Origin of the sequence: Alteromonas sp. P256 (assembly GCF_036864455.1) — a bacterium.
Taxonomy (GTDB): domain Bacteria; phylum Pseudomonadota; class Gammaproteobacteria; order Enterobacterales; family Alteromonadaceae; genus Alteromonas.
Genome location: NZ_JAZETM010000001.1, coordinates 135,271 through 158,855, shown reverse-complemented (window position 1 = coordinate 158,855; position 23,585 = coordinate 135,271). Strand labels below are relative to the sequence as shown.

Annotated in this window: 19 protein-coding genes; 13 read left to right on the top strand and 6 right to left on the bottom strand. The window is 45.1% G+C overall.

Annotated elements, in window-relative coordinates:
- Positions 1–46: 46 nt before the first annotated feature.
- The 4 genes from V7R39_RS00675 to V7R39_RS00660 all read left to right on the top strand — a co-directional run bounded on the left by V7R39_RS00675 (position 47) and on the right by V7R39_RS00660 (position 5,246).
- Positions 47–1,261, top strand: coding sequence for an endonuclease/exonuclease/phosphatase family protein (locus tag V7R39_RS00675; protein ID WP_334027184.1), 1,215 nt, complete (start codon positions 47–49; stop codon positions 1,259–1,261).
- A 63-nt stretch (positions 1,262–1,324) separates the two neighbouring features.
- Positions 1,325–4,234 (top strand): ligand-binding sensor domain-containing diguanylate cyclase, encoded by a 2,910-nt coding sequence (locus V7R39_RS00670; protein WP_334027182.1) that lies wholly within the window; start codon positions 1,325–1,327, stop codon positions 4,232–4,234.
- Between the two features lie 68 nt (positions 4,235–4,302).
- Positions 4,303–4,713 (top strand): hypothetical protein, encoded by a 411-nt coding sequence (locus tag V7R39_RS00665; protein ID WP_334027180.1) that lies wholly within the window; start codon positions 4,303–4,305, stop codon positions 4,711–4,713.
- A gap of 104 nt (positions 4,714–4,817) precedes the next feature.
- Positions 4,818–5,246, top strand: coding sequence for a DUF2177 family protein (locus V7R39_RS00660; protein ID WP_334027178.1), 429 nt, complete (start codon positions 4,818–4,820; stop codon positions 5,244–5,246).
- Between the two features lie 5 nt (positions 5,247–5,251).
- On the opposite strand, the gene V7R39_RS00655 is transcribed toward V7R39_RS00660, so the two are convergent.
- Entirely contained in the window at positions 5,252–6,484 is a 1,233-nt protein-coding gene (locus V7R39_RS00655; RefSeq protein ID WP_334027176.1) for a fatty acid desaturase family protein, read from the bottom strand.
- On the bottom strand, positions 6,481–7,581 hold the full coding sequence (locus tag V7R39_RS00650; protein WP_438823498.1) for a flavin reductase family protein: 1,101 nt from the start codon (positions 7,579–7,581) through the stop codon (positions 6,481–6,483). Before V7R39_RS00650 ends, V7R39_RS00655 begins: the two co-directional genes overlap by 4 nt.
- Positions 7,582–7,993: 412 nt before the next feature.
- On the opposite strand from V7R39_RS00650, the gene prfB reads away from it, so the two are divergent.
- Positions 7,994–9,092, top strand: a protein-coding gene (gene prfB, locus V7R39_RS00645) for a peptide chain release factor 2 (RefSeq protein ID WP_334027172.1) whose coding sequence is annotated in 2 segments (ribosomal slippage) — positions 7,994–8,068 and positions 8,070–9,092 — 1,098 coding nt in all. Because the reading frame shifts where the segments join, the coding sequence is not laid out codon by codon here.
- 23 nt (positions 9,093–9,115) lie between these two features.
- On the top strand, positions 9,116–10,687 hold the full coding sequence (gene lysS, locus V7R39_RS00640) for a lysine--tRNA ligase (protein WP_334027170.1): 1,572 nt from the start codon (positions 9,116–9,118) through the stop codon (positions 10,685–10,687).
- Positions 10,688–10,706: 19 nt separating this feature from the next.
- Here the strand turns inward: lysS and V7R39_RS00635 are convergent, their stop codons facing one another.
- Genes V7R39_RS00635 through V7R39_RS00625 form a run of 3 tightly spaced genes read right to left on the bottom strand, consistent with a single transcriptional unit; the run spans position 10,707 to position 13,233 of the window.
- On the bottom strand, positions 10,707–11,858 hold the full coding sequence (locus tag V7R39_RS00635; protein WP_334027168.1) for a ketopantoate reductase family protein: 1,152 nt from the start codon (positions 11,856–11,858) through the stop codon (positions 10,707–10,709).
- Entirely contained in the window at positions 11,821–12,621 is an 801-nt protein-coding gene (locus V7R39_RS00630) for a pseudouridine synthase (protein WP_334027166.1), read from the bottom strand. Before V7R39_RS00630 ends, V7R39_RS00635 begins: the two co-directional genes overlap by 38 nt.
- Positions 12,622–12,630: 9 nt before the next feature.
- Complete coding sequence (locus V7R39_RS00625; RefSeq protein WP_334027164.1) at positions 12,631–13,233, bottom strand: Hpt domain-containing protein; 603 nt, start codon at positions 13,231–13,233, stop codon at positions 12,631–12,633.
- 306 nt (positions 13,234–13,539) lie between these two features.
- Here V7R39_RS00625 and V7R39_RS00620 point away from each other — a divergent pair, with 306 nt between their 5' ends.
- From V7R39_RS00620 to V7R39_RS00605, 4 genes are all read left to right on the top strand, one after another.
- Entirely contained in the window at positions 13,540–16,416 is a 2,877-nt protein-coding gene (locus V7R39_RS00620; protein ID WP_334027162.1) for a M16 family metallopeptidase, read from the top strand.
- A gap of 61 nt (positions 16,417–16,477) precedes the next feature.
- Entirely contained in the window at positions 16,478–18,097 is a 1,620-nt protein-coding gene (gene gshA / locus V7R39_RS00615; protein WP_438823493.1) for a glutamate--cysteine ligase, read from the top strand.
- A 67-nt stretch (positions 18,098–18,164) separates the two neighbouring features.
- A complete protein-coding gene (locus V7R39_RS00610) occupies positions 18,165–18,803 on the top strand; it encodes a transglycosylase SLT domain-containing protein (RefSeq protein ID WP_334027160.1) in 639 nt (212 codons plus the stop codon).
- 425 nt (positions 18,804–19,228) lie between these two features.
- Positions 19,229–19,351, top strand: a complete 123-nt coding sequence (locus tag V7R39_RS00605; RefSeq protein ID WP_152561496.1) for a DUF3149 domain-containing protein — start codon at positions 19,229–19,231, stop codon at positions 19,349–19,351.
- 60 nt (positions 19,352–19,411) lie between these two features.
- Here V7R39_RS00605 and smrB read toward each other — a convergent pair whose 3' ends face one another.
- A complete protein-coding gene (gene smrB / locus V7R39_RS00600; protein WP_334027156.1) occupies positions 19,412–20,011 on the bottom strand; it encodes an endonuclease SmrB in 600 nt (199 codons plus the stop codon).
- A 166-nt stretch (positions 20,012–20,177) separates the two neighbouring features.
- Between smrB and prmB the strand changes: the two genes are divergently transcribed.
- From prmB to V7R39_RS00585, 3 genes are all read left to right on the top strand, one after another.
- Positions 20,178–21,113, top strand: a complete 936-nt coding sequence (gene prmB, locus V7R39_RS00595; RefSeq protein WP_334028107.1) for a 50S ribosomal protein L3 N(5)-glutamine methyltransferase — start codon at positions 20,178–20,180, stop codon at positions 21,111–21,113.
- Positions 21,114–21,122: 9 nt separating this feature from the next.
- A complete protein-coding gene (aroC, locus tag V7R39_RS00590; protein WP_334027154.1) occupies positions 21,123–22,220 on the top strand; it encodes a chorismate synthase in 1,098 nt (365 codons plus the stop codon).
- Between the two features lie 124 nt (positions 22,221–22,344).
- Positions 22,345–23,544 carry an MFS transporter gene (locus V7R39_RS00585; protein WP_334027152.1) on the top strand — a complete coding sequence of 400 codons (1,200 nt, stop codon included), beginning with the start codon at positions 22,345–22,347 and terminating at the stop codon, positions 23,542–23,544.
- The last annotated feature ends 41 nt before the right edge of the window (positions 23,545–23,585 follow it).

The window sequence follows — 23,585 nt, the reverse complement described above, 5'->3', positions numbered from 1 at the left end:
CTTAGATCTTTACGTCTTAGGTAAATTATAAATTGGGAAATATACTATGAGAGCTTCGCTACTCACCTTTTTATTTATGCTGTCGCCATACTGTCTATCTACTGAAACACTGAAAGTCGCTACATTCAATGTCAGTATGGAGGCGGGAAACTATCCTGAGGCTTTAACAAAAACGAAAAATTCACAAGGGGTAACGCAGCAGTCCACACCGAGTATAGACGTGCTTCAACGAGTGCTAAGTACGGGAGAGCACCCGCAAGTTAAAAATGTGGCTGAAATTATTCAGCGCGTTAATCCAGACGTACTGCTATTGAATGAGTTCGATTATATTGCGGATAAGACCAAAGGTGTCGACGCCTTTATTAGCCACTACCTGAATGTTTCTCAAAATGGTCAGCAGGCTGTTGACTATCCCTATACGTACATTGCACCGGTCAATACGGGGCTCGCCACGCCATTCGACTTAGACAACAACGGGCGGGCTGAGCAGCTTGGAGGTGATGCTTACGGTTTTGGCTTATATCCAGGGCAATACGGTATGGCACTGTTGTCGAAATATCCCATCGACATCGATAATATTCGCACGTTTCAACGGTTCAAATGGCACCACATGCCTCACCCCCAACAGCCATACATACCCAATCCTCAGCAAAAAGAGACTGAGTGGACGCCTTGGTACGATGCCAAAGAGTGGCAGGCGCTGCGTCTAAGCTCAAAGTCTCACTGGGATGTGCCTGTGCTGGTTAATGGCGAAAGCATTCATATATTGGCAATGCACCCAACGCCGCCGTCTTTTGATGGGGAAGAGGACAGAAACGGCAAGCGCAATCATGATGAGATTCGTTTAATGGCAGATTACTTATCGCCAGATAAAGGAAGCTATATTTATGATGACAACGGCAACAAGGTGAGTTTGCAACACAATACGCGCTTTGTACTTGTGGGTGATTTTAATGCTGCCGACATAGGCGATAAATACCGTGAGGGTGTCATTGAGCAACTAACGGAAAACCCATTAGTGAATAATACTGTTTTGCCAATAAGTCGCGGTGGGGCAGAGTCATTTAACGTCGCTTACAGTGACCGCTATACGGCAAGTTGGGGCGCTAGGGCTGATTATGTGCTACCCTCTGCACAGTTCGACATCACTGACGCTGGCGTTTTCTGGCCGACAAAAAACAGCGAGCTTTATCGTTTGGTGGCCAACAGAAAAACGAGTTCTGATCATCGCTTAGTTTGGGTTACACTAGCGCTTGATTAACCCTTCTATGCCCTGAGCATGCAAACGCTAGCAGTCGTATTATTATTTGAAAATGAGAAACCGTTGAAATATTTTTCTCTCCCATTTGCGTTGTTCGCCAAGCTTTTATTGCTATTGCTCGTACTACCCCATACAAGCGTTGGTTACGCCGTCAGTACCAGTGTCATTACCGTTCCGCTTAATCGATACTTTCCTCAAACATGGGGCACCCAAGATGGCCTACCTCACAACACCATAAACGCGCTCGCACAGACTCAAGATGGCTATTTATGGGCCGGCACTTGGGAAGGCTTGGCGCGATATAATGGTGTTGAATTCGATGTGTTCACACGGGGAGAAAAAACAGGCCTGCCTGACTCAGGGATCCGAAGCCTGTTTTATCACTCAGATTCCCAAGAATTATTGGTTGCAGGGAGTAGAGGAGGACTCTCCGTTCTCAGCCAACAGCAATGGAATGCTCAGAAAACGGCTTCATCAATGATCAACCACGGCTTTAAAAGTAGCGATAACACCGTGTGGCTAGCAATCGAAGATGGTGGACTTGAGGTAAGGTTTCCAGATGGTACAGACGCTCAATTCCTCACCCATACCAGCGCCTACCGGGTAATTGAAGACAGACAAAAGCGAATTTGGATCGCAACCAATGCGGGGCTCTATGTTTATAAAAACCATGATGTGGAGTTGGCAGCGCCCAATATTCCGGCGCTATCCGGCCCATCTTTTACTTTTACCCTAAACCAATATGGCTACGTGCTGGTAGGCACTGAGCAAGGGGTGTGGCAACACAGTGCTGAAGGTTTCTCAATGTTACATCCAGCACTGGCAAGGGAATCAATCAGCAGTATATTAATGGATAGCCAAAACAGCATTTGGGTTGGCACCATCAATCATGGTTTGTATCGGTTAAGTGGATTTGGTCTAGAAAAGCTTGATGCAAACGTTGGGCTTCCAGATAACCGTATTTTCGCTTTGCTTGAAGATGCGGAAAAAAGTATTTGGGTAGGCACCAACGGCGGCCTTTTTGCGTTGCGACGTGCGCCGTTTACTACGTTTACGCAAAGCCAGGGATTAAGCGGCGACTACATTCGAACGGTTATGCAGCATAACGAGACTATTCTCGTTGGCAGTAGCAACGGCCTAGATGTGCTAAAAGACGGTCGTTTTACGCCGATATCATCTCCTCTTAAGCGTTCTATCTCAGTCTTAAGCCTAGCTAAATACGCTGACAATGCAGTATTAGTGGGTACCTACACTGATGGTGTCATGGTGTTTAAAGATGAGACGTTAACGCCTTTTCTAAATCGAGATGGTGGGTTACCCAGTAATGAGGTGAGAGCTATTTTACATGCCAAAGACGACAGCGTTTGGTTTGGCACAGCACACGGTTTAGTCAGGATGCTCCCCGATGGTAGCCTTGAACAATTTGATGAATCAAGGGGGTTACCTGCCCATTTCACCATGGGGTTAGCAGAAGATAAATTAGGTCGAGTTTGGGTAGCTACAGGTTTAGGCGTTGCCTATATTGACAATAACCGAGTGCATAACATCAAATTTCCCGAAAGATCTGATGCACAGTATGCGTTTAGTTTTCTTGTCGACAATGACGGACTCTGGATGGCAACCGATAGGGGCGTCGCTTTCTTTGACTACGCGTCAAAATCAGTGACACTTGCTGGGCGTGCTCAAGGCCTGCCCGTAGACAAAGTATTTGCCATCCGATTTGATAAAAAAGAGCGTGCGTGGATAAGCTCCAACCAAGGTGTCTTTTTAGTTTCTCGTCAAAACTTACAAGCATGTATGGAAGACCCATCGAAACAGCTTCAGTTTGAGCAGTTCAAAGAGGCCGACGGCCTGCAAAGTATGCAAATGAACGGTGGATCGCAGCCTTCACTTTTTATTAGTGATGAAAATAGCATTTGGCTTGCTACCGCTAAAGGTCTCGCCAACATACAGCCTCAAAGCTTAGAACGTATTACTGGTTTCAACATTCCCGTGAACGTTGAGCAGGTTTCACTTGATGGTAAAATAATATCGTTACTCCAAAGTGAAAAACCAATTGAAGTATCACCGAATATCGACCGCATTACGTTTGAATATGCCGGGCTGGGTTTTGCGATGCCCTCTCGCATTGAATATCAAACGAAACTAGTGGGATTCAACCAAAAGTGGCTAACTCGAGACCAAGTTAGGCTAGCGGAGTATACCAACCTAGCGCCTGGTAACTATATATTCAAAGTGCGAGCTCGTTATCCCAATGGACAATGGCAAGAAAGTCGTATGCCTATCAGCTTTGTTGTACAGCCTAAATTTACACAGACTGTTGTGTTTAAGCTCGGCGTGTTTGTCATTATTTGTTTAAGTATATTGGTGCTGTTTAGATTGCGTTTTCATCACTTACGAAAGTCAGAAGCCCTGTTACGAGAAAGAGTATTAGCGCAAACTGAATCACTTGAATCGCAAACTAGGCAATTTGAATATCAGGCCACCCATGATGGATTAACCGGCATAGCCAATCGACGGGCCTTCGATGCCCGAGTCGTTGAATTGTTTGTTCAAGCTAAAAATAAGATGCAGCCCCTTTGTTTAGCGATTATCGACATCGATCATTTCAAACAGGTTAACGATCAGTACTCCCATCTCATCGGTGATAATGTGATAAAAGAAGTTGCTGCACTCATCGAAAAAGCGCTACCCGTTGACGCTGTTTGTGCTCGTTGGGGCGGAGAAGAATTCACTGTTTTGATGCCAAACTTTGATTTAGCCACAGCAAATAAGTGTATTGATACGCTTCGTTTATCCATTAAAAAACACGATTTTAGCTGGATTGCCGACAACCTAAGCGTTACCGTAAGTGCGGGTGTCGCGAGTATCGAGTTCGCTAGTGATCACGACAGGCTGCTAAATCAGGCCGACCAAGCGTTGTATCAAGCGAAGCAGCAAGGTCGAGATAGAGTCATTGACTACACCTTCTGAAGTGCTGTAGCGCTAAGTGCAGAACCCTAGCCATTGATAAAAACCAGTATAAGAGCAGAGAATTCTATATGCGTTTACTAGCGTTTGTTTTTACTTTAACTCTCGCCGCTTGCGGTGCAAAGCCCAATGAAGAATTTATAGATATAGAAGCATTACAGAATTTAGAGCAAGGCGTCGATCACGACCTTCCCCTTATTGCGCAGGCATATTCGATAAAAAGCAGTGAGCTGTGTGAAAAAGAGGGTGGCACGTGGAAGCAAAATGATAGCAAGCAATCTGCTATTTGTGTGTTGCCCGCCAGTGATGCCGGAAATGTATGTTCTGATAGCTCTCAATGCACAGTGGCGTGTGTGGCAAAAACCGACAATGTCACCGCTGGAATGAAGGTTGAAGGCATGTGCTTAGAATCTACCAATCTCTTCAACTGCCCAATTTATGTGTCAAATGGCGTTGCCGAACAAAGTATGTGCGCCAACTAGCTAAAGCGATGCTCTCCACAAATTGACTTTTAGCGAACTTACACCTAACCAACTTACACCTAACCAATTTATACCTAACAATTCATAAAACAGGGACATGTTAGATGCTTCAAAATATTCAACACTTTGCAAAATCCATAGCGGTTTCTCTTTTCGCTATTTTTATCTGTTTTGGCGTGCTCGATTTCCTGTGGCTAGGCATCATTGCCGACAGCTGGTATCAAACCGAAATGGCGCCGTTGCTACGCTCGCAATTTATTACGTGGCCGTGGCTAATATTTTATCTTATGTATGGCTTTGTTGTATTTGTATTGGCAGTGGTAGCAAACCGCGACAAGTCGCTATTGTATGCAGGCATTGATGGCGCTTTACTTGGGCTTGCCAGCTATGGCGCTTACAACCTCACGGCGTACAGCATTATCGACGGGTTTACCCTGTTTATCATGCTAATAGATTGGGCATGGGGAACATTCCTAACCAGCGCTAGCGCTATGGCAGGCTGGTTAGGGTTCAAAGCAGCGCTACAAAAATAGCTGTTTTACGGAAATGAATAGCGGACAATGCGTTTTAGCACGCTGGCATACTGCTTAAAAAATCCGCCCGTGTTGTAATGCATACCGTGTTCTTTGAAAATGGCTTGTACCTGCGGTGCCATTTCTTTGTAGCGGCGTGCGGGAATATCTGGAAACAGATGGTGCTCTATCTGAAAGCTCAAGTGGCCGGTGAGCACGTGAAATAGCTTGCCGCCTTTTATGTTGGACGAACCAAGCCCTTGTCGGTAGTACCATTGCCCTTGAGTTTCATCAATACAGTCTTGGGCACTAAAGGTTTGCACATCGCCCGTGAAGTGCCCGCAAAATATGATGGTAGACGTCCATAAATTCCTCAGTAAGTTAGCCACCAAGTTACCGGTGAAAACGTAAAGAAAGAACGGGCCGGCTAGCAAAGGAAATAACACATAGTCTTTAACTAATTGACGGGCTCCTTTGCTAAAAAAGCGACGCTTTAACTCAGCATGTGACAATTGATTTTTGCGGTTGTCTTTTTTCTTACCAAAAAATACGCGCTCTGCGGCCATCTCATGATACGACACCCCCCATTGAAACATGACGCTAAGCATTACGTAGGTAATAAACTGCCATAGGTTTTTTACGCGCCAGCGAAAATCATTCGACAAACGCAGTAAACCATAGCCAAAATCTCTGTCTTTGCCAATAATATTGGTATAGGTGTGGTGTTCGTAATTATGCACACGATTCCAGCTAGAGCCATCACAGGCAATATCCCACTCATAGGCTTTGGAGTTGATGTGCTTATCGTTCATCCAGTCGTACTGGCCGTGCATAACATTGTGACCAATTTCCATATTATCTAAAATTTTAGCCGTTGCTAAACTCAGCACACCTACTACCCACAGCAGAGGTTGTATAAACCCTAACATCAGCAGTATTCTGCCGGTCCATTCACACGCACGCTGGGCCAATATTACCCGTCTAATGTAGGCGGCATCTTCACTGCCAATTTTACTTTTCACGTCGGTTTTAACGGCATCAAGCTGAATGGCAAGTTTGGTATAGTCAGGTACCTTTGTATTGCTATTTTCTGTGTTAATTGATGCACGGTGTGAAGCCTGTTCATTCGCATTTTTTCCACTATTAAAGCGGTAGCTTGAACCTTTGAATACTTGGCCCTTATTAACGATACTTTTATTAACCGTGCTTTTATTGACGGTGCTTGTATTTACAGTGTCTGTATTAATTGTCGCGGTCATGCTTGAAGCTCCAAATCGGTAACGGCTTGAGATACACAAAGTTGAATTAGCTGCTCTGCGTTGTCTGATAGCGCGCCGGTTCGTGTATCTCGAACCACGCCACGTTTTTTCACACATTGGCATTGGTGACAAATACCCATGCCGCATCCGTAGGTAACAGGTCGGTTAGCTTGCTGAAGTTGTGTTAATAGCGTTTGCTGGTTATCTACTAAAAGAGAGCTTCCGTTATGGTTTAAAGAGAAAATGGCTTTCTCACTACTGGTTTGCGCTGTTGCCACGGGAAATGCTGCAAAATGTTCGCTATCTAATGACACATCATCAGAAGGGGGAAGGTTCGCATGTGTATTTGCCACTTCATCATAAAGAGACTGCGGGCCGCACACCATCCACTGTGCTTCAGTGTGGTGAGCCAAAAACTGTTCCACCCCGCCGTCTTTTTGGCGGCACAGTAATTCATAGGTGAAGTATGTATTTAGGCGCTTATGTTCGGCAAGCTCTTCTGTGAGTAGATGCTCATTCTCTTTAGCAAAATACAGTAAGTGAACAGGCCGACTTTGCAGATTATCGCTACTTGCACTGTTTAAATCTTCTAGCATAGCGATGAAAGGCGTAATGCCTGAGCCGCCAGCTATCATTACAACGGGTTTGATTTGCTCGGGCATTGCTCCTTTCAAAGAAGTGTTTTCGGGCTTATTCAAACGCGCAGCGTTTGTTATAACAGCATTTGGCATAATAAAGTGGCCCATGGGCGCAGAAATATTCACTGACAACTTTGATGATGCCTTTGATACCGCTTGTGTTGCCGATTTCGATGAAAGCGCGCTCAAATACGGCGTTAGCGCCCCGTCTTCTTTAACCCGTATAACCAATCGAATAGTACCTTTATCCAGTTGGCTTTTCTGGCCGCTGGCGATAGTAAATACCCGAGTAACTAACTTGCCGTTTACTTCTACGGTAAGCGCAATATGTTGGCCAGCAGTATGTTGGGGCCAGCGCTTTTGTGGCAAGAGAATAAGCTGAACGCTTGTATCACTTAGCGCAGATACCGATTTTACACGGGCCTGATAATACCCGTCCCGCCATGATGGATTCACCATTTGAACAACCGTTTCCCAATATCCTGCCCACGTAGCGTGGTGGAAGAAAACGGCTGCGGCCTTATGTATTAATGCTTTCACTGCGATGTTTACTCTTTTCTCTTGTATTAGCTTTTATATTTGCTCTCTGGGAGCCTTCAAAAATAGGTACGGTTAGCGTTTTTACTATCACCAAAGATATGTAAAACCCTTGGCTTACACCTGTATGCTCAACCAGCGCACAAGTGTAAGCTTAAAAAAATAAAAAACAAGAGGGCGATTATTAAATGTTCAAGCACGACAAACGCAATTAAGACAAAAAGGGCTGATAAAATAGGCTGTCTAAATTGAGTCTTATTTACTGCAGCCTCTATCAAAATTGCTCTAAATTCGGTAGTATCCGCGGTCTTAATTTTTAATTAATAAGCGGACTATGTTTGAAATTAACCCGGTTACTAATGCGATAAAAGATATCCGCGAGCGCACCGACGCGCTTAGGGGGTATCTTTGACTTTGATGCGAAGTCAGAGCGTTTAGAAGAAGTAAGTCGAGAATTAGAAAGCCCAGATGTGTGGAATGAACCAGATAAAGCGCAAGCACTTGGGAAAGAAAAGGTAGCCTTAGAGCAAATTGTAGAAACCATTCACAATTTAGACCAAGGCACTGAAGATGTTGAAGGTTTGGTTGAACTTGCCGTAGAAGCTGAAGACGAAGAGACATTCGAAGAAGCGCAAAATGAACTGAATAGTTTAATTGAGGCGCTAGAGAAACTAGAATTTCGCCGTATGTTCTCCGGCCCAAACGATGCCAACGATTGCTATATTGATATTCAATCTGGGTCAGGCGGCACGGAAGCTCAGGATTGGGCGAATATGCTGCTGCGTATGTATCTTCGCTGGGGTGAAGCTCACGGCTTTAAAACCGAACTTATCGAAGTATCAGACGGTGATGTTGCCGGTATAAAAAGTGCTACATTGCGCATTCAAGGTGAGTATGCCTTTGGCTGGCTGCGCACCGAAACAGGTGTTCATCGCCTTGTTCGAAAGTCGCCATTTGACTCTGGCAATAGAAGACACACCTCGTTTTCTTCGGCGTTTGTATACCCTGAAGTTGACGACGATATTGATATCGATATCAATCCTTCCGATTTGCGTATTGATACTTACCGAGCCTCAGGTGCCGGTGGACAGCACGTAAACCGAACGGACTCCGCTGTGCGTATTACCCATGAGCCCACCGGAATTGTGGTGCAGTGCCAGAACGATCGCTCGCAGCACAAAAACAAAGATCAAGCCATGAAGCAGTTGAAAGCGAAACTCTATGAGTTTGAACTGCAAAAGCAAAACGTTGAAAAACAAGCGATGGAAGACAGTAAGTCAGATATCGGGTGGGGGAGCCAAATACGGTCTTACGTATTAGACGACTCTCGCATAAAAGATTTGCGTACTGGCGTTGAAACACGCAACACCCAGGTTGTCCTTGATGGCGATTTGGATAAATTCATTGTAGCTAGCCTGAAATCTGGGCTGTAGACCGAACAACGAAGTGAAAGGTTATGACTGACCAACAAACTGACGATAACAAATTGATTGCAGAGCGCCGTGCTAAGTTAAGCGCTATTCGTGAGCAGTGCCGTGCAAACGGTTTCCCTAACAGCTTCCGTCGCGAAAATTACGCTGACGAATTACAAGCTAAGTTCGGTGAATTCGATAAAGAAACGCTGCAAGAGCAGGGTAATAAAGTAAGCATCGCCGGACGTATTATGGCAAAACGCGGTCCATTTATGTTGCTTCAAGACATGACTGGACGTATTCAGGCCTATGCTGACAAAGATACGCAGAAAGTGCTTAAAGCCAAATACGGTGCGTTAGATATTGGCGATATTATTGGTGTTGCCGGTGATTTGCACAAATCTGGCAAAGGCGATTTATACGTTAACATGGCCGAATACGAGCTGCTGACTAAAGCACTGCGCCCATTGCCTGAGAAGTTTCATGGCTTAAGCGATCAAGAAACTAAGTATCGTCAGCGCTACGTAGATTTGATCACCAGTGAGCAAACCCGTAAAACCTTCATGATCCGCAGCAAAATTGTAAATGGTATTCGCAATTATTTGACTAAGCGCGACTACCTAGAAGTAGAAACGCCAATGCTGCAGGTTATTCCAGGTGGCGCTACCGCAAAGCCTTTCGTTACGCATCACAATGCGTTAGACATTGATATGTATTTGCGTATTGCTCCTGAGCTTTACTTAAAGCGCTTGGTGGTAGGCGGGTTTGAACGTGTGTTCGAAATTAACCGCAACTTCCGTAACGAAGGCTTATCAACGCGTCACAATCCCGAGTTTACGATGCTTGAGTTTTATCAGGCCTACGCTGACTACAACGACTTGATGAATCTTACCGAAGATATGCTTCGCACCTTGGCAGAAGATATCCTTGGCACTAGCATTATTACCAATACCACAAAAGACACTGACGGCAATGTAACCAGTGAAGTTCAGTATGACTTTGGTCAGCCTTTTGAGCGTTTAAGCATGGGTGATGCCATTTTGAAGTATTGGCCAGAGGCCAATGAAGCAGCAATCCGAGACCCAGAAGCGCACCTCGATGCGCTGAAAGCCATGGCAAAGCAGCTTCATATTAAAGAGCCTGAAGTGGATGGCATTTGGGGGGCAGGTAAATACTTGTGTGAAATTTTTGAAGCCACTGCAGAAGAGAAACTAGAGCAACCGACGTTTATTACGGAATATCCGTGGGAAGTTTCTCCGCTAGCGCGTCGCAACGATAATAACCCGTTTATTACCGACCGTTTTGAGTTCTTCGTTGGTGGTCGTGAATTGGCCAACGGCTTTAGCGAGCTTAACGACCCAGAAGATCAAGCGGAACGTTTTGCTAAGCAAGTGGTAGAAAAAGACGCTGGCGACGATGAAGCTATGCATTTTGATGACGATTACATTCGCGCCCTTGAGTATGGCTTACCGCCTACAGCGGGTGAAGGTATTGGCATCGACAGATTAGCCATGTTGTTTACCGACAGCTCTACTATTAAAGACGTTATTTTGTTCCCTCACATGAAGCCTCAAGCAGGCAACGACGCTGAGGCAAAAGACTCAAAAGCTGAGTAAAATAACCGAATCAAAAAAGCTAGATAAGAAGCGCTTTCACGCGCTCTACAAGAAGGGTATTGGTGGGAACGCTAATACCCTTTTTCTTTGCCATAGACACAATATAGCCGTTGATCGCGTCTATCTCAGTTTCACGTTTATATTGCACATCTTGATGCATACTGGAAAAATTACTGCCCGTCGCCTTTGCTACCTGCATTACTTTGTCTTTAACTTCACTAAGGTCAAAGTGCTCACCGCAAGCTCGAGCTACTGCTACAAATTCTTGGCAAATATCGTGTATTTGTTCGCTGTAGTTTTCATTGCAAATAGCAAGGTTTGGGACATTATTAAGCGCAGTGAGTGGGTTTATGACTGCGTTAACTGCAAGTTTGCTCCAAAGCGCGTGTAAAATTTTGTTTGAGAGTGCCACTGGCGGTAACGCTTTATTCAGCAATGTATAGGCTCTCACAAGCTGTCTACTTTCACGCTCTGTTTTTGATAGCTTGCCTGTTTTCCCTAAGCTGCCTGTTTCCAATAGACTGTCTGTTTTCAATTGATGGTTTGTTTTCAATAGACTGTCAGCCTTGAATGAGTCGGCTAACGCACACAAGTTAGGATGTTTTATACTGCCTAGCGTAGTATTTCCCAAGCCCGTATACACAAGCTGTTGCTGTGCATCGTCTCTTTGCTTTTTCAATGCACCGTGGCTCGTTGTCGCTAATAGCAGTGGATAGTCATCACCTAGTAAAGCCCGCGCTATTTCTTGTCCGCCCATGCCATTTTGTAGCAATACAATAACCGGTTTGGCGTGTAAAAACGGTAGCCATTGGCGAAGAGCCGATTCTAGTTGATACACTTTAAGCGGAAATATTATTACATGGTCGGCATCAATCTTTGTGGGTGATGCAATAGCGCCGTGCAGGGGAAAAGAATGTCCATCAAGCCATGTTGCTTCGTTTGGAATACTAGATTCGTTTGGAGTGCTAAAAAATGTACCGAGTGTTGGTTTATCACAACGCTTGGTAGCTTCATTGCGGTGCAAGGACGAGTAAACCCGAGGGTAGCGAGTATAAGTCACCTTATGCTTTTCAGCGCCTGCTGCCAAAAGGCTCCCAATGGCACCACTGCCTACAATATGTAAGTGCGTCATATCAGCTAGGTTGCCTGGCCGTGCTAGGGGAACTGTCATGAGTGTAGCGAGAGGGCAGTGCTGGCCATGCAAAATTATCGGGGTTTGCGACAGTCAATAGCCATTGCTGCACCATACCATCGTTAAATTCATCGCCCTCTAGTAAAGGCGCGGTAAAGGTCAATGTACCGCTTTTCAAAGGTAATGAAAGTACAAAGGCGTGTAAATACAATCGGTCGGCACTGCTACCGCCGTAAAGTGAATCCCCTAAAATAGGTGCGCCTATGCTTTTTAAAGCAACTCTAATTTGGTGAGTTTTACCTGAATGGGGCTTTAATAAAAAACCGCGGACCCCTTGTTTTGCCGACTGGCTAAAAAATTGAGTGACGGCAGGGTTGTCAGTGGTTTTTAATAAAATGTGTTGACCACCACGGCGATTTTTCATGTCGCCGATGATTAAGCCCTGCTTTTTCTTCGGCTTTTTATCACTGAGCGCTAAGTAGTACTTACTTACCTGGCGAGTCTCGAATAGTAGGCCAATCTCTGCTGCCAAATGCTCATTTTCAGTAAGGCATAAACAGCCAGAAGTGCCGGTGTCTAAGCGGTGGCATAGAAACAGTTGAGGTATATTTAACTGACGTTTTAATAACTCGACTATACCCAGTTCTGGTCCAAGCTCTGAACCAAGCTCTGAACCTAGCCCTGCACTGGGTTGTGCAACATGCTCGCTATGCGTAGGTGAGGTAGTATGCATGGCAATGCCAATGGGCTTATTGACAACAATAACCCCGTTGTCACGGTAAATAATAGGAATGTGCTGCACTGCCTAGCTTCACTTAACGTCTAGGGTTGATAACGCTTCTTCGTAGTCTAATTCGTCTACCGCCTCAATAACTGCTTCGCGCTTTTCATCGCTAAGGTTCATCGCATTTAGCCATTCATCGAGAGTAGTTTGTGAAATAAACTCACTGGCTTTTAGCGCTGCCACTAGCTGTTTCTCAGCGCGATCTGCAGCTGCGTTATTTGTCACATTATTCGTCACATTACTCGTCACATTATACGTCGCATTAGTTTGCGCTTCAGATGCCGCGGGCTCAGCAGTCAGGCTGTCTACTTCGGCAACAGTGTCATTAAGCAATACAACAAACCGAGAGTAATTACCGGGTAGCTGCTGTTCGTTTCTAATTGCACTTTCTATTTGTTTACTGTCATTGTGAAGCGCGAATAAGCCCAAGTTACCAGTCACGCCCTTTAGCGTATGCATAAGCGAGTAAGCATCGTCATACTGCTCCTTTTCCATAAGCGCTTGCAAGTTTGCATCTAAAAGACGATATTCGTCTGTAAATTTACCGAGTAGGGTAAATAAGAGTTTTTTGTTCCCGCTTAACTGCGACATTCCAAACTCGAGATCGACTAATGTGGTTGACTTGTCCATGCAAATATCCTTCTACAACACGTTAAGGCGACGTTGCTCTAACGTCGTTGGTCATTGCTTTACTACCATTGAGCGAAACAATATGGCACTGGTTTGCGTTACCAGAGATGATAGAACTCATAATGGTGATAGTGTATTTCAAGATCGCACAAATTAATACAGCCATAGTGTTGCCTGTACAAGTAAAGCATTAAAAATTCTGTTAATCTTCGATGCAATTGCGACGCCCCCCTCTGTTATAAAATAATAAAAACACCGCTTTAAAAAGTGCGGTTTGTAACGTAGTTAGTTAAAAAAGGAATAAACATGCCGGGTAACCCCTCCTTTCGTATCGTCTGTGCGGCCCTTTTAGTGTTAATTGGTAGCGGGTGCCAACGGGTGCAGGTAGAACAACCGCAAGAAGAAAATTCAGTTTCTATTCCTTTTGAGAAATACACGTTGGATAACGGCCTAACCGTCATTCTTCACGAAGACAACTCAGACCCACTTGTGCACGTAGACGTGACTTATCACGTTGGCTCTGCGCGGGAAGACGTTGGCAAATCAGGATTCGCCCACTTTTTTGAGCACATGATGTTCCAAGGCTCAAAACACGTTGCTGACGAACAGCATTTTAAAGTTATCACCGAAGCAGGTGGAAACTTAAACGGCACAACAAATACAGACAGAACCAATTATTTTGAAACCGTACCTGCTAATCAATTAGAAAAGGTATTGTGGCTTGAATCTGATCGCATGGGCTATTTACTTGAAGCGGTAGACCAGAAGAAGTTTGAGAACCAGCGGGAGACCGTTAAAAACGAAAGGGCCCAACGAGTCGATAATCAGCCCTACGGGCTTCGATTTGAGCTAAATGGCGAAGCGCTCTATCCCGAGGGTCACCCTTATTCATGGTTAACAATAGGCTACGTTGAAGATTTAGACCGCGTAAACGTTAACGATTTAAAGGCATTTTTTAAACGTTGGTATGGACCAAACAATGCAGTGCTCACCATTGGCGGCGATATTGATGTGGCCAAAACAAAAGCACTTATTCAGCAGTATTTTGGCGATATACCCTCAGGGCCAGAGGTTGTGGATGCGAAGCCTCAGCCCGTGACGCTTGATGAAACGCGTTACTTAACCTTAGAAGACAAGGTACATTTGCCCCTGCTACAAATAACGTACCCTACCGTTTACGCCCGTCACGTTGATGAGGCACCCTTAGATGTGTTGGCCAATATTCTTGGCGGTGGAAAAACGTCGTTATTTTATAAGAACTTGGTAAAGCAAGGAATGGCGGTGCAGGCCGCTGTGTCTCACCCCTGTCGCGAGCTAGCCTGTGAGTTTCAGCTACTGGCCTTAGCCAACCCCGCTAAAGTGACGTCGTTAGCGACACTGCAACAAGCGCTCAACGATACATTAAAAGAATTTGAAACCCGAGGGGTTACCGCCGATGACCTTGCCAGAACGAAAGGTCAGTTAGAATCTAGGACGGTATTTGGGCTTCAAAGCGTTTCAGGTAAAGTCTCTGCGCTTGCAGCAAATGAAACCTTCTACAACACTCCCGACCTCATTGCACAAGACATTGCGCGATACAATTCGGTTACCGCTAGCGACATAATGCGTGTATACAATGATTATATTAAAGACGCCAACAGCGTTGTATTAAGTGTTGTGCCAAATGGCAGCCCTCAGCTTGCTGCAGCAGAGCCGACGTTCGAGCGACCCACGCGCAAACTGCCAGATGACCAATTACAATCTGAGCATCAATCAGCCTCTGCTAAGCATAAAAGTGACAATGAGTCGTTCGCTAGCCCAGCGTCAACGTTTGATAGGAGCATTATGCCAAGTGCCGGGCCTGCGCCGGTTTCTAAAGTACCAGACTACTGGGAACGTTCGCTACGTAATGATATTAAGGTGCTTGGCGTAACCAGTAATGAAACGCCCACGGTAACCATAACCTTGGGTATGGACGGTGGCATGTTGCTAGACCCAGAAGGCAAAGCAGGCACCGCATACCTTACGGCGCTACTGATGAACGAGACCACGAAAAACTACAGTAATGAAGACTTAGCAAACGAACTTGCTAAGCTAGGCAGTTCGATTCGCTTTAGCACTGGTGGAAGGTTTACTCAGATGTCAGTGTCTACCTTGACGAAAAACATTAAACCCACGCTAGCGTTGATGGAAGAGAAACTGTTTAACCCTGCATTTACTGAAGCAGATTTCTCGCGCATGAAAGAGCGCGTTCTGCAGGGCTTGCAGCAGCAGGCAAAAACGCCCTCTAGCTTAGCGCAGAGAGCCAAAGACTTAATTTTGTTTGGGGAAGAAAATCGAGTAAGTTTGCCTGATGGAGGCACTATAGCGTCGGTAAACAATATTGCCTTGGATGATGTAAAAGCATTTTACGAGCGCTATTATTCACCCGCAAAGGCCAGCATGGTTGTAGTGGGTAACCTGACGCCAGAGCAGACCATGGAAGCGCTTGGCTTTTTAAATGACTGGGAAGGGCAAGACTATGATTTTGTCGATTACCATGAATTTCCTCAGTACGAAGAACAAAACCTGTATGTAGTACACAGTCCTGATGCGGTGCAGTCGGTGGTGTATATTGTGGATAGAGGTTTACCCTTTGATGCAACAGGCGAATATTTTAAATCTCGACTTATGAATTTCCCGCTAGGTGGAGCCTTTAACAGTAGAATCAATTTAAATCTACGGGAAGATAAAGGTATAACCTACGGTGCGAGTAGTGGCTTTGTTGGTGGAAAAACCTTAGGTTGGTTTGAAGTGAGTACTGATTTAACCGCAAAGGATACTGCACTGGGCATCAAAGAGATTTTTGCCGAGATAAATGCGTATAAAGAAAAGGGCGTGACTGAGTCTGAAATTGAATTTATGCGAAATGCCTTTACATTAAGTGATGCATTGGCATTTGAAACACCCTCTAGCAAAGCTCGCTTCTTACGACAGTTGCTCAGCTATGACTTGGAAAAAGGATATCGAGACGAGCAACTCGACATCATTAACCGCATAGATAAAGTGGCTATTAATAGGCTAGCAAAACAATATTTGAATGCTGATAAGATGCAAATTATTGTAGTGGGTGATAAAACGAAGATTTTGCCACAGCTGAGCTCATTAAATATACCGATGGTTGAATTATCGGTAGAGGACAACAAGCGAGAAGCGTTAGACTAAACAGCCAACGTATCTTGAATTTACACTATTGCCGCCCATGACTTCCAAACTGGGCGCAATAATGACATCACGGAATACCATTTTGACAGCAGACAACACTTGTTTCGACGCGCGCGTTAAGGCGCTTAAATCGCCAGAATTTTTAGCCTCGTTAAAAGACATAAAGCGTGGTGTAGAGCGAGAGGCGCTTCGAATCAATCCAAACGGTACGTTGGCACAGACGCCACATCCTAAGCCGTTGGGCTCGGCCCTGACTCACGAATCTATTACGACAGACTTTTCTGAGTCTTTGTTAGAGTTTATTACTCCTCCAGAGGCAAGCTCGGCAAAGACCGTTGCACAACTTCAAGATATTCACCGCTTTGTTGCAGATAATATTGAAGAAGAGCAAATTTGGCCACTCAGCATGCCCTGCTTTATTGATGATGAGACGGAAATTCCCATTGCCTACTTTGGCGAGTCTAACGTGGGTAAAATGAAGCGCGTGTATCGCATCGGGCTTAAAAATCGCTACGGTAGTATGATGCAGGCTATCGCGGGTGTTCATTTTAACTTTTCCTTACCAGAGAGCTTTTGGGCACTGTGGGCGAAGCAAAACGGTACCACTCATTCACAAGACCAAACGTCGGCAGAGTATTTTGGCCTTATTAGAAACTATCGGCGCTTGTGCTGGCTAATCCCTTATTTGTACGGTGCATCTCCAGCTTTATGCAGCTCATTCTTAACAGGCAAGGAGCACAGTCTACCGTTTAAGAAGGTGGGTAAAGGTACACTGTATATGCCTTACGCCACATCGCTTAGAATGAGCGACTTAGGCTATACCAGCGCAGAACAATCTTCGCTAAAAATTTGCTACAACGAATTGGATAACTACGTTCGCTTGTTGCGCGAAGCGATGAGCACACCTTCCACTCGTTTTGAGCGCTTTGCCTCAGGTGAAGGCGGAAATTATCAGCAGCTCAATCACAATATTATTCAAATTGAGAACGAGCTTTATTCTCCTATTCGTCCCAAGCAGCCTACTGAGTCAATGGAGAAGCCCACCGACGCTCTCGTAAGGCGCGGTATTAGCTATATAGAAGTGCGCGCATTAGATGTAAACCCGTTTTCTGCCATAGGCATCTCTGATTCGCAGTTTGATTTTCTTGATGTGTTTCTGCTTTCCTGTTTGCTGATGCCCAGTGACGCGTTAGACGAACAACAGCTTAATGAAGCAAAAGAAAATATGGATCGCGTTGTATTGGAAGGACGAAACCCGGAGCTAATGCTGACAGAAAATGGCAACCCGGTATCGTTACCTCAATGGAGCGAAAAGCTTTTTGCATATTTTGGCCAAGCGGCCACATTGCTTGATGAGGCGAATAACACAAAACAATACACCAAGGCAGTAAGTGACGAATACGCTAAAATTCAAAACCCCGCTTTAACGCCTTCAGGGAAAATGCTTCAGTCTCTGTTAGACGGTGACAAAGACAATAGTATTTTTGGGCTAGAGTTAGCGCAGAAATACAGCAACGAAATGAAAGGGTTTGACTACACGTTTACCGATAGTGCTGAGTTTGTTAAACAGGGCGAAAGTTCTTTTGACGCGCAGCGAGAAATAGAGGCATCAGATGAAAAAGACTTTGATACCTTTATTGCTGACTACTTTGCCGAGCCCCCAGCAAAAAAAAATGCCTGACATAAGTCAGGCATTGAAGGGTTCCAGGGAAACACACATTTTACTAGAACATTAATTAAGACATTCTATGAGCCAAAAGTTCAAAAAGTGGGTTGTTTTTTTATCAAGCTTCATCGTTCTTTTTCCGCTATTCATCGCAGGGTGTGCCACAACACCTCCAAAAAATATTAGCAATCTATGTGAAATTTTTTACGAAAAAGAAGACTGGTACGATGCTGCCGCCGACGTTAGAGATAAGTGGGGCGTGCCCATTCATATCCCAATGGCAATGATGTACCAAGAGAGTTCGTTTAGACACGACGCACTCCCTCCTAAAGATTATGTGTTTTTTGGTTTGATTCCTTGGGGTAGGGTAAGCAGTGCGTACGGATATTCGCAAGCGAAAACACCTACGTGGCAAGACTATGTGAGAGAAACCGATAATTCAGGCGCAGACAGAGACGACTTTGAAGATGCCATTGATTTTATGGGCTGGTTTATCTACAAATCACAAAAGGTCAATGGTGTGTCTAAGTGGGATGCTTACGCCCAGTACCTTAATTACCACGAAGGTTGGGGCGGGTATAAGCGTCGCAGCTACGATAGAAAGCCATGGCTTAAAAAGGTGGCATCAAAGGTCAAAGCGCGCTCGTTACGCTATGCCACTCAACTAAAAACCTGCGAAGAAGATCTTCAGAAAGGTTGGTTTATGAAGCTATTCAGCTAAAGCTACTTCGTAAGGCGTTTGTACTTGTCGCTCTGCGGGCTGTTAAACGCTATTTGAAACTAGCGTAGTAATAAGCAGCATATATCAAAACAAAACCATAAAACATCAGAACAAAAAAAGAGGGGGTAGATTATCTCTACCCCCTCAGCGACGCTAAGCTAAGACCGTTTTTTTGACCCAACGTCGAACAGGCATACTCAATGTATTGCAAATGAGAATGATTTGCAATAACAATTTAGTGTATTTTTTGTGACCCTTCTATTTCTTGATGCAGATCAAGATACCCATGCGAAACCATTCATCCCTTTTTCGCTGTTGATCTAGATCATAACCATAGCTCCCGCGCTCCCATACACTTCAACTATAGATTTTTATTCACGTGCTCGTTTACGTGCTAATTTTTCGTACTTGTGGAGAGAACAATTATGTTGTGGACAATGATTAAAGATCCGGTGGTGTGGGGTTCGCTGTTAGGTATAGGTATTATCGTTGGAATGATGGTGTACTACACCTATTTGTTCATGCACAACAGCGCGGCTGGAAAATAAAGCTGGTTGCTTTAAACGGCAGAGGCAGTCAGGCCTCTATTTTCAAAAAGTAGAGTGGAGCTACTGTTTGCCAGCCATTACCGGCACATCAAGCAATACCAGTAAAGCAGCTTTACCGCCATACTCTAATGGGGCCTGGTGAAACGCTTTAACGTGGGGATGTTGAACCAAGTAATGGGGCAGGGCGGCTTTCAGTACGCCCTGACCAAAACCGTGCATAATACAGGCGCAGTCTACAAGGTCTTTTCTCGCGGCGTAAATGAGCGCGGCAATTTCATCTTTTGCTATTTCTCTTGTCAGTCCGTGAAGATCTAAATGTAGCTCTGGCGAAAAATCACCTCGTCGCAATTGCTTTAACACATGGGTGGGCACATCGCTGCGGCAATAACGCATCGGGCCTTCTTGTGGCAATACGGCTTGGTACATGTCTGAAAAGTTAAACGACGCCGCGAGTTGTTTACTGTGTTTAAGATTTTTAGCCGACGACTGCTGTTTCTTCTTAAACAGTTCTACTTGTTTATTTGGCTCTACTTTATCTTGCGCCAACGGCTTTACGCCAACCATGGCGTCGGTAAACGAAAAGGTATCTTCTTGAGCAGCAGGCGCGTGCGTACTTTGCCGCTTTTTTAACGCTTTCAATTCTTTTTTAAACACTTTCATAATGAATCTAATCTGCATTGGGCTTTCAAAGAAGCAAGAGGCTTCTGTCAAAAGCGAGCGTTAATAAAATACCTTTCGACGCTGCCTCACCCACAGTTAATTATGTGAATTAGCATGAAGTTTGGGTATGATACCAGCTTTCAAAATATTGATGTACCCAAACGCTATGACCGATAAGTTTTACCTAGAAGAAGCCATTGACGATCTGCATACATTGCTTGATATGACCCGATGGGCAACAAGCCGTTTTAATGACGCTGAACTCTACTTTGGTCATGGCACGGACAATGCGTGGGACGAAGCCACAAGCTTGGTATTGCAAGCCCTTCACCTTCCACATCCTATCTTATCGTCAGTGGGAGATCATATATTGTCTTCTCGCCTTACAAAAAGTGAGCGTGAGAAAATAGCAGAGCTTGTATTAAAGCGTGTACAAACACGCATGCCTTTGCCCTACATGACTAACGAAGCATGGTTTTGCGGTATGCCGTTTTATGTTGACGAACGAGTGCTCATTCCTCGTTCACCCTTTGCTGAGTTAATTCAAAACCACTTCTCGCCGTTTGTAGAAAACGAACCGTCGAACATTCTTGATATGTGTACTGGGGGAGCCTGCATTGCAATAGCACTCGCCCATGCTTATCCAGAAGCGCAAGTAGATGCGGTGGACATTAGCTCAGACGCACTTGAAGTGGCAGATATCAACATACAAGAGCATGGCCTTAGTCATCGCGTTTATCCCATTAAGTCTGATTTATTCACAAGCCTTGAAGGGCAAAAGTACGATTTAATTATTTCAAACCCGCCGTATGTTGATGCACAAGATATGGCAGATCTCCCAGAAGAGTATCATCATGAGCCAGAACTCGCGCTAGCCGCAGGGGAAGATGGCCTTGATTTGGTGGATACCATGTTGCGTCAGGCCCCCTCGTATTTAAATGATGGCGGTTGGCTATTTATCGAAGTGGGTAATAGCGAAGTGCACATGAATGAGAGATTTCCTGGCTTAGAAGTTATTTGGTTAGAATTTGAAAACGGCGGCCAAGGCATCTTTGCTGTGAATAAAGACACACTGGTTCAGTATTTTAGTAGTAAGGATTAATGGTTAATTATGTCAGGTAACAGCTTCGGGAAACTTTTTACTGTAACCACGTTCGGAGAAAGCCACGGTATTGCCATTGGCGGTGTCGTAGACGGTTGTCCTCCAGGATTGGACATTACTGAAGAAGACCTTCAGATTGATTTAGACAGAAGAAAGCCGGGAACGTCTCGTTATACCACAGCTCGCAGAGAGGACGATGAGGTACAAATCCTTTCAGGCGTTTTTGAGGGCAAAACAACGGGAACCAGTATTGGTCTGTTGATAAAAAACAAAGACCAACGAAGCCAAGATTACGGCAATATTGCCGACCGGTTTCGTCCAGGCCACGCCGACTATACCTACGATCAAAAATATGGCAGCCGCGATTATCGCGGAGGTGGTCGCTCATCTGCTCGCGAGACAGCTATTCGCGTAGCAGCGGGTGGTATTGCAAAAAAATACCTTAAAGAAGTTCATGGTATCGAAGTGTCGGGTTACCTATCTCAACTGGGCCCCATTGCCGTAGAGAACGTTGATCATTCTATTACCAATACCAATCCTTTTTTCTGCCCAGACGAGAACAAACTAGACGCTCTCGACGAATACATGCGCGATTTAAAGAAGTCTGGCGACAGTATTGGCGCGAAAGTGTCAGTGGTCGCTAAGAACGTGCCTGTAGGACTTGGTGAGCCCGTGTTTGACAGGCTAGATGCAGAAATTGCGCATGCCATGATGGGTATCAATGCGGTTAAAGGCGTTGAAATTGGTGACGGGTTTGACGTTATTAACCAAAAGGGCAGTGAGCATCGCGATACGCTGACTCCTGACGGCTTCGCGTCTAATCATGCCGGTGGCGTACTTGGTGGTATTTCTACGGGGCAAGACATTGAAGTTCACATGGCATTAAAGCCAACGTCGAGTATTTCTGTGCCAGGTACCACAATCAATAAGCAAAACGAAGAAATTGATATTGTGACAAAAGGTCGCCATGATCCCTGCGTTGGCATTCGCGCTGTGCCTATTGCTGAGGCAATGATGGCGCTAGTATTGATGGACCATCTTTTGCGCCACCGCGCACAAAATATGGGCGTTGTATCAACGACCGCACCTATTGCAGGCAGCCGTTAAACGCCACGTCTATCGTTTAAAACACTTTGCTTGCTATATTACGTTAGTGGCGCCCTAATATTACATTAGTGGCGCCTTTTTATATGGTCGGTGTAAATGGATTTTATACATATGGAGATACGCATTGACGCTTCCTAGCCATTCTTCGATTACCAGTAAAAAGTCTTTCATTATTTTAGCATTAACCTATTGGCTCTACTTTGGTCAACTTGGTGTGCTTGTTCCTTATTTAGGTATTTTTTTAGACGGTCGAGGTTTTTCGTCACAGGATATTGGTGAGCTATTTGCTGTAATTACGTTAGCGCGTATTTTAGGGCCTGGACTGTGGGCAGGTGTGGCAGATAAAACGGGTAACGCGGTTGGTATTATGCGACTTGGCTGTCTTCTTACGGTGCTCACCTTTAGCTCGGTGTTTTACTTTTCTAGCTTTTGGGGGCTCACTCTTGCCTTTGGTCTTATGATGATGTTTTGGACTGCGGTATTGCCTCAGCTGGAGGTTATCACAATGAACGCAGTCTCTACGAGTACTGCTAACTACGGGCAAATAAGACTGTGGGGCAGCATTGGTTTTATCTGCTTGACCGTGACTGCGGGTAAAGCCCTCGATATGTTTTCCACCGAAACTCCGGTGTATGTCAGTGTTGGGGTGCTATCGCTACTATTCATCAGTACATTATTCATTACCGCGCCGGCTAAGAAATCAGAAGCTGAAAGTGAGCCTGGAAGTATTTGGACGTTCGTTAAGCAAAAACCGTTTGCGGTATTTATTTTTGCCTCTGCATGTCTACAAATTAGCTTCGGTGCTTTCTATGGCTTCTTTGCATTGTACATGCGAGATCTCGGATACTCTGGTCAGCAAACCGGCGTATTTATCGCACTTGGTGTACTGGCTGAGGTGGGTATATTCTTAGTTGCCAGGCATCTTATCAGCCGTTTTGGCGTGTGGAATTTACTGTTTGCGAGTATCGCGCTGACGGCTCTGCGATGGTACTTGCTTGCCGACTTTGCCCAACATATATCCGTGATTGTGCTTAGCCAAGTTATTCACGCATTAAGCTTTGGATTGACTCACGCGGTGTCTGTGCACTTTATTCATCAGTATTTACCCGCAGCGTTTCACAGCCGCGGGCAAGCCGTGTATATCAGCATTGCCTTTGGTTTAGGGGGCGCGTCTGGTAACTACCTCGCAGGTCAACAGTGGTCACAAGGCACCAATGCCTATGAAACATTTGTGACTGCAGCCGTTTTCGCTGCAGTGGGGGCCCTGTCTCTCTTCTTGTGCTCTAAAAAAGTGATGGATGGTAAGGCACCTCAACAAGCCTAATCAACCCATTAAATTGAAGGCCAAGCTTCAGAAGTCCAAGC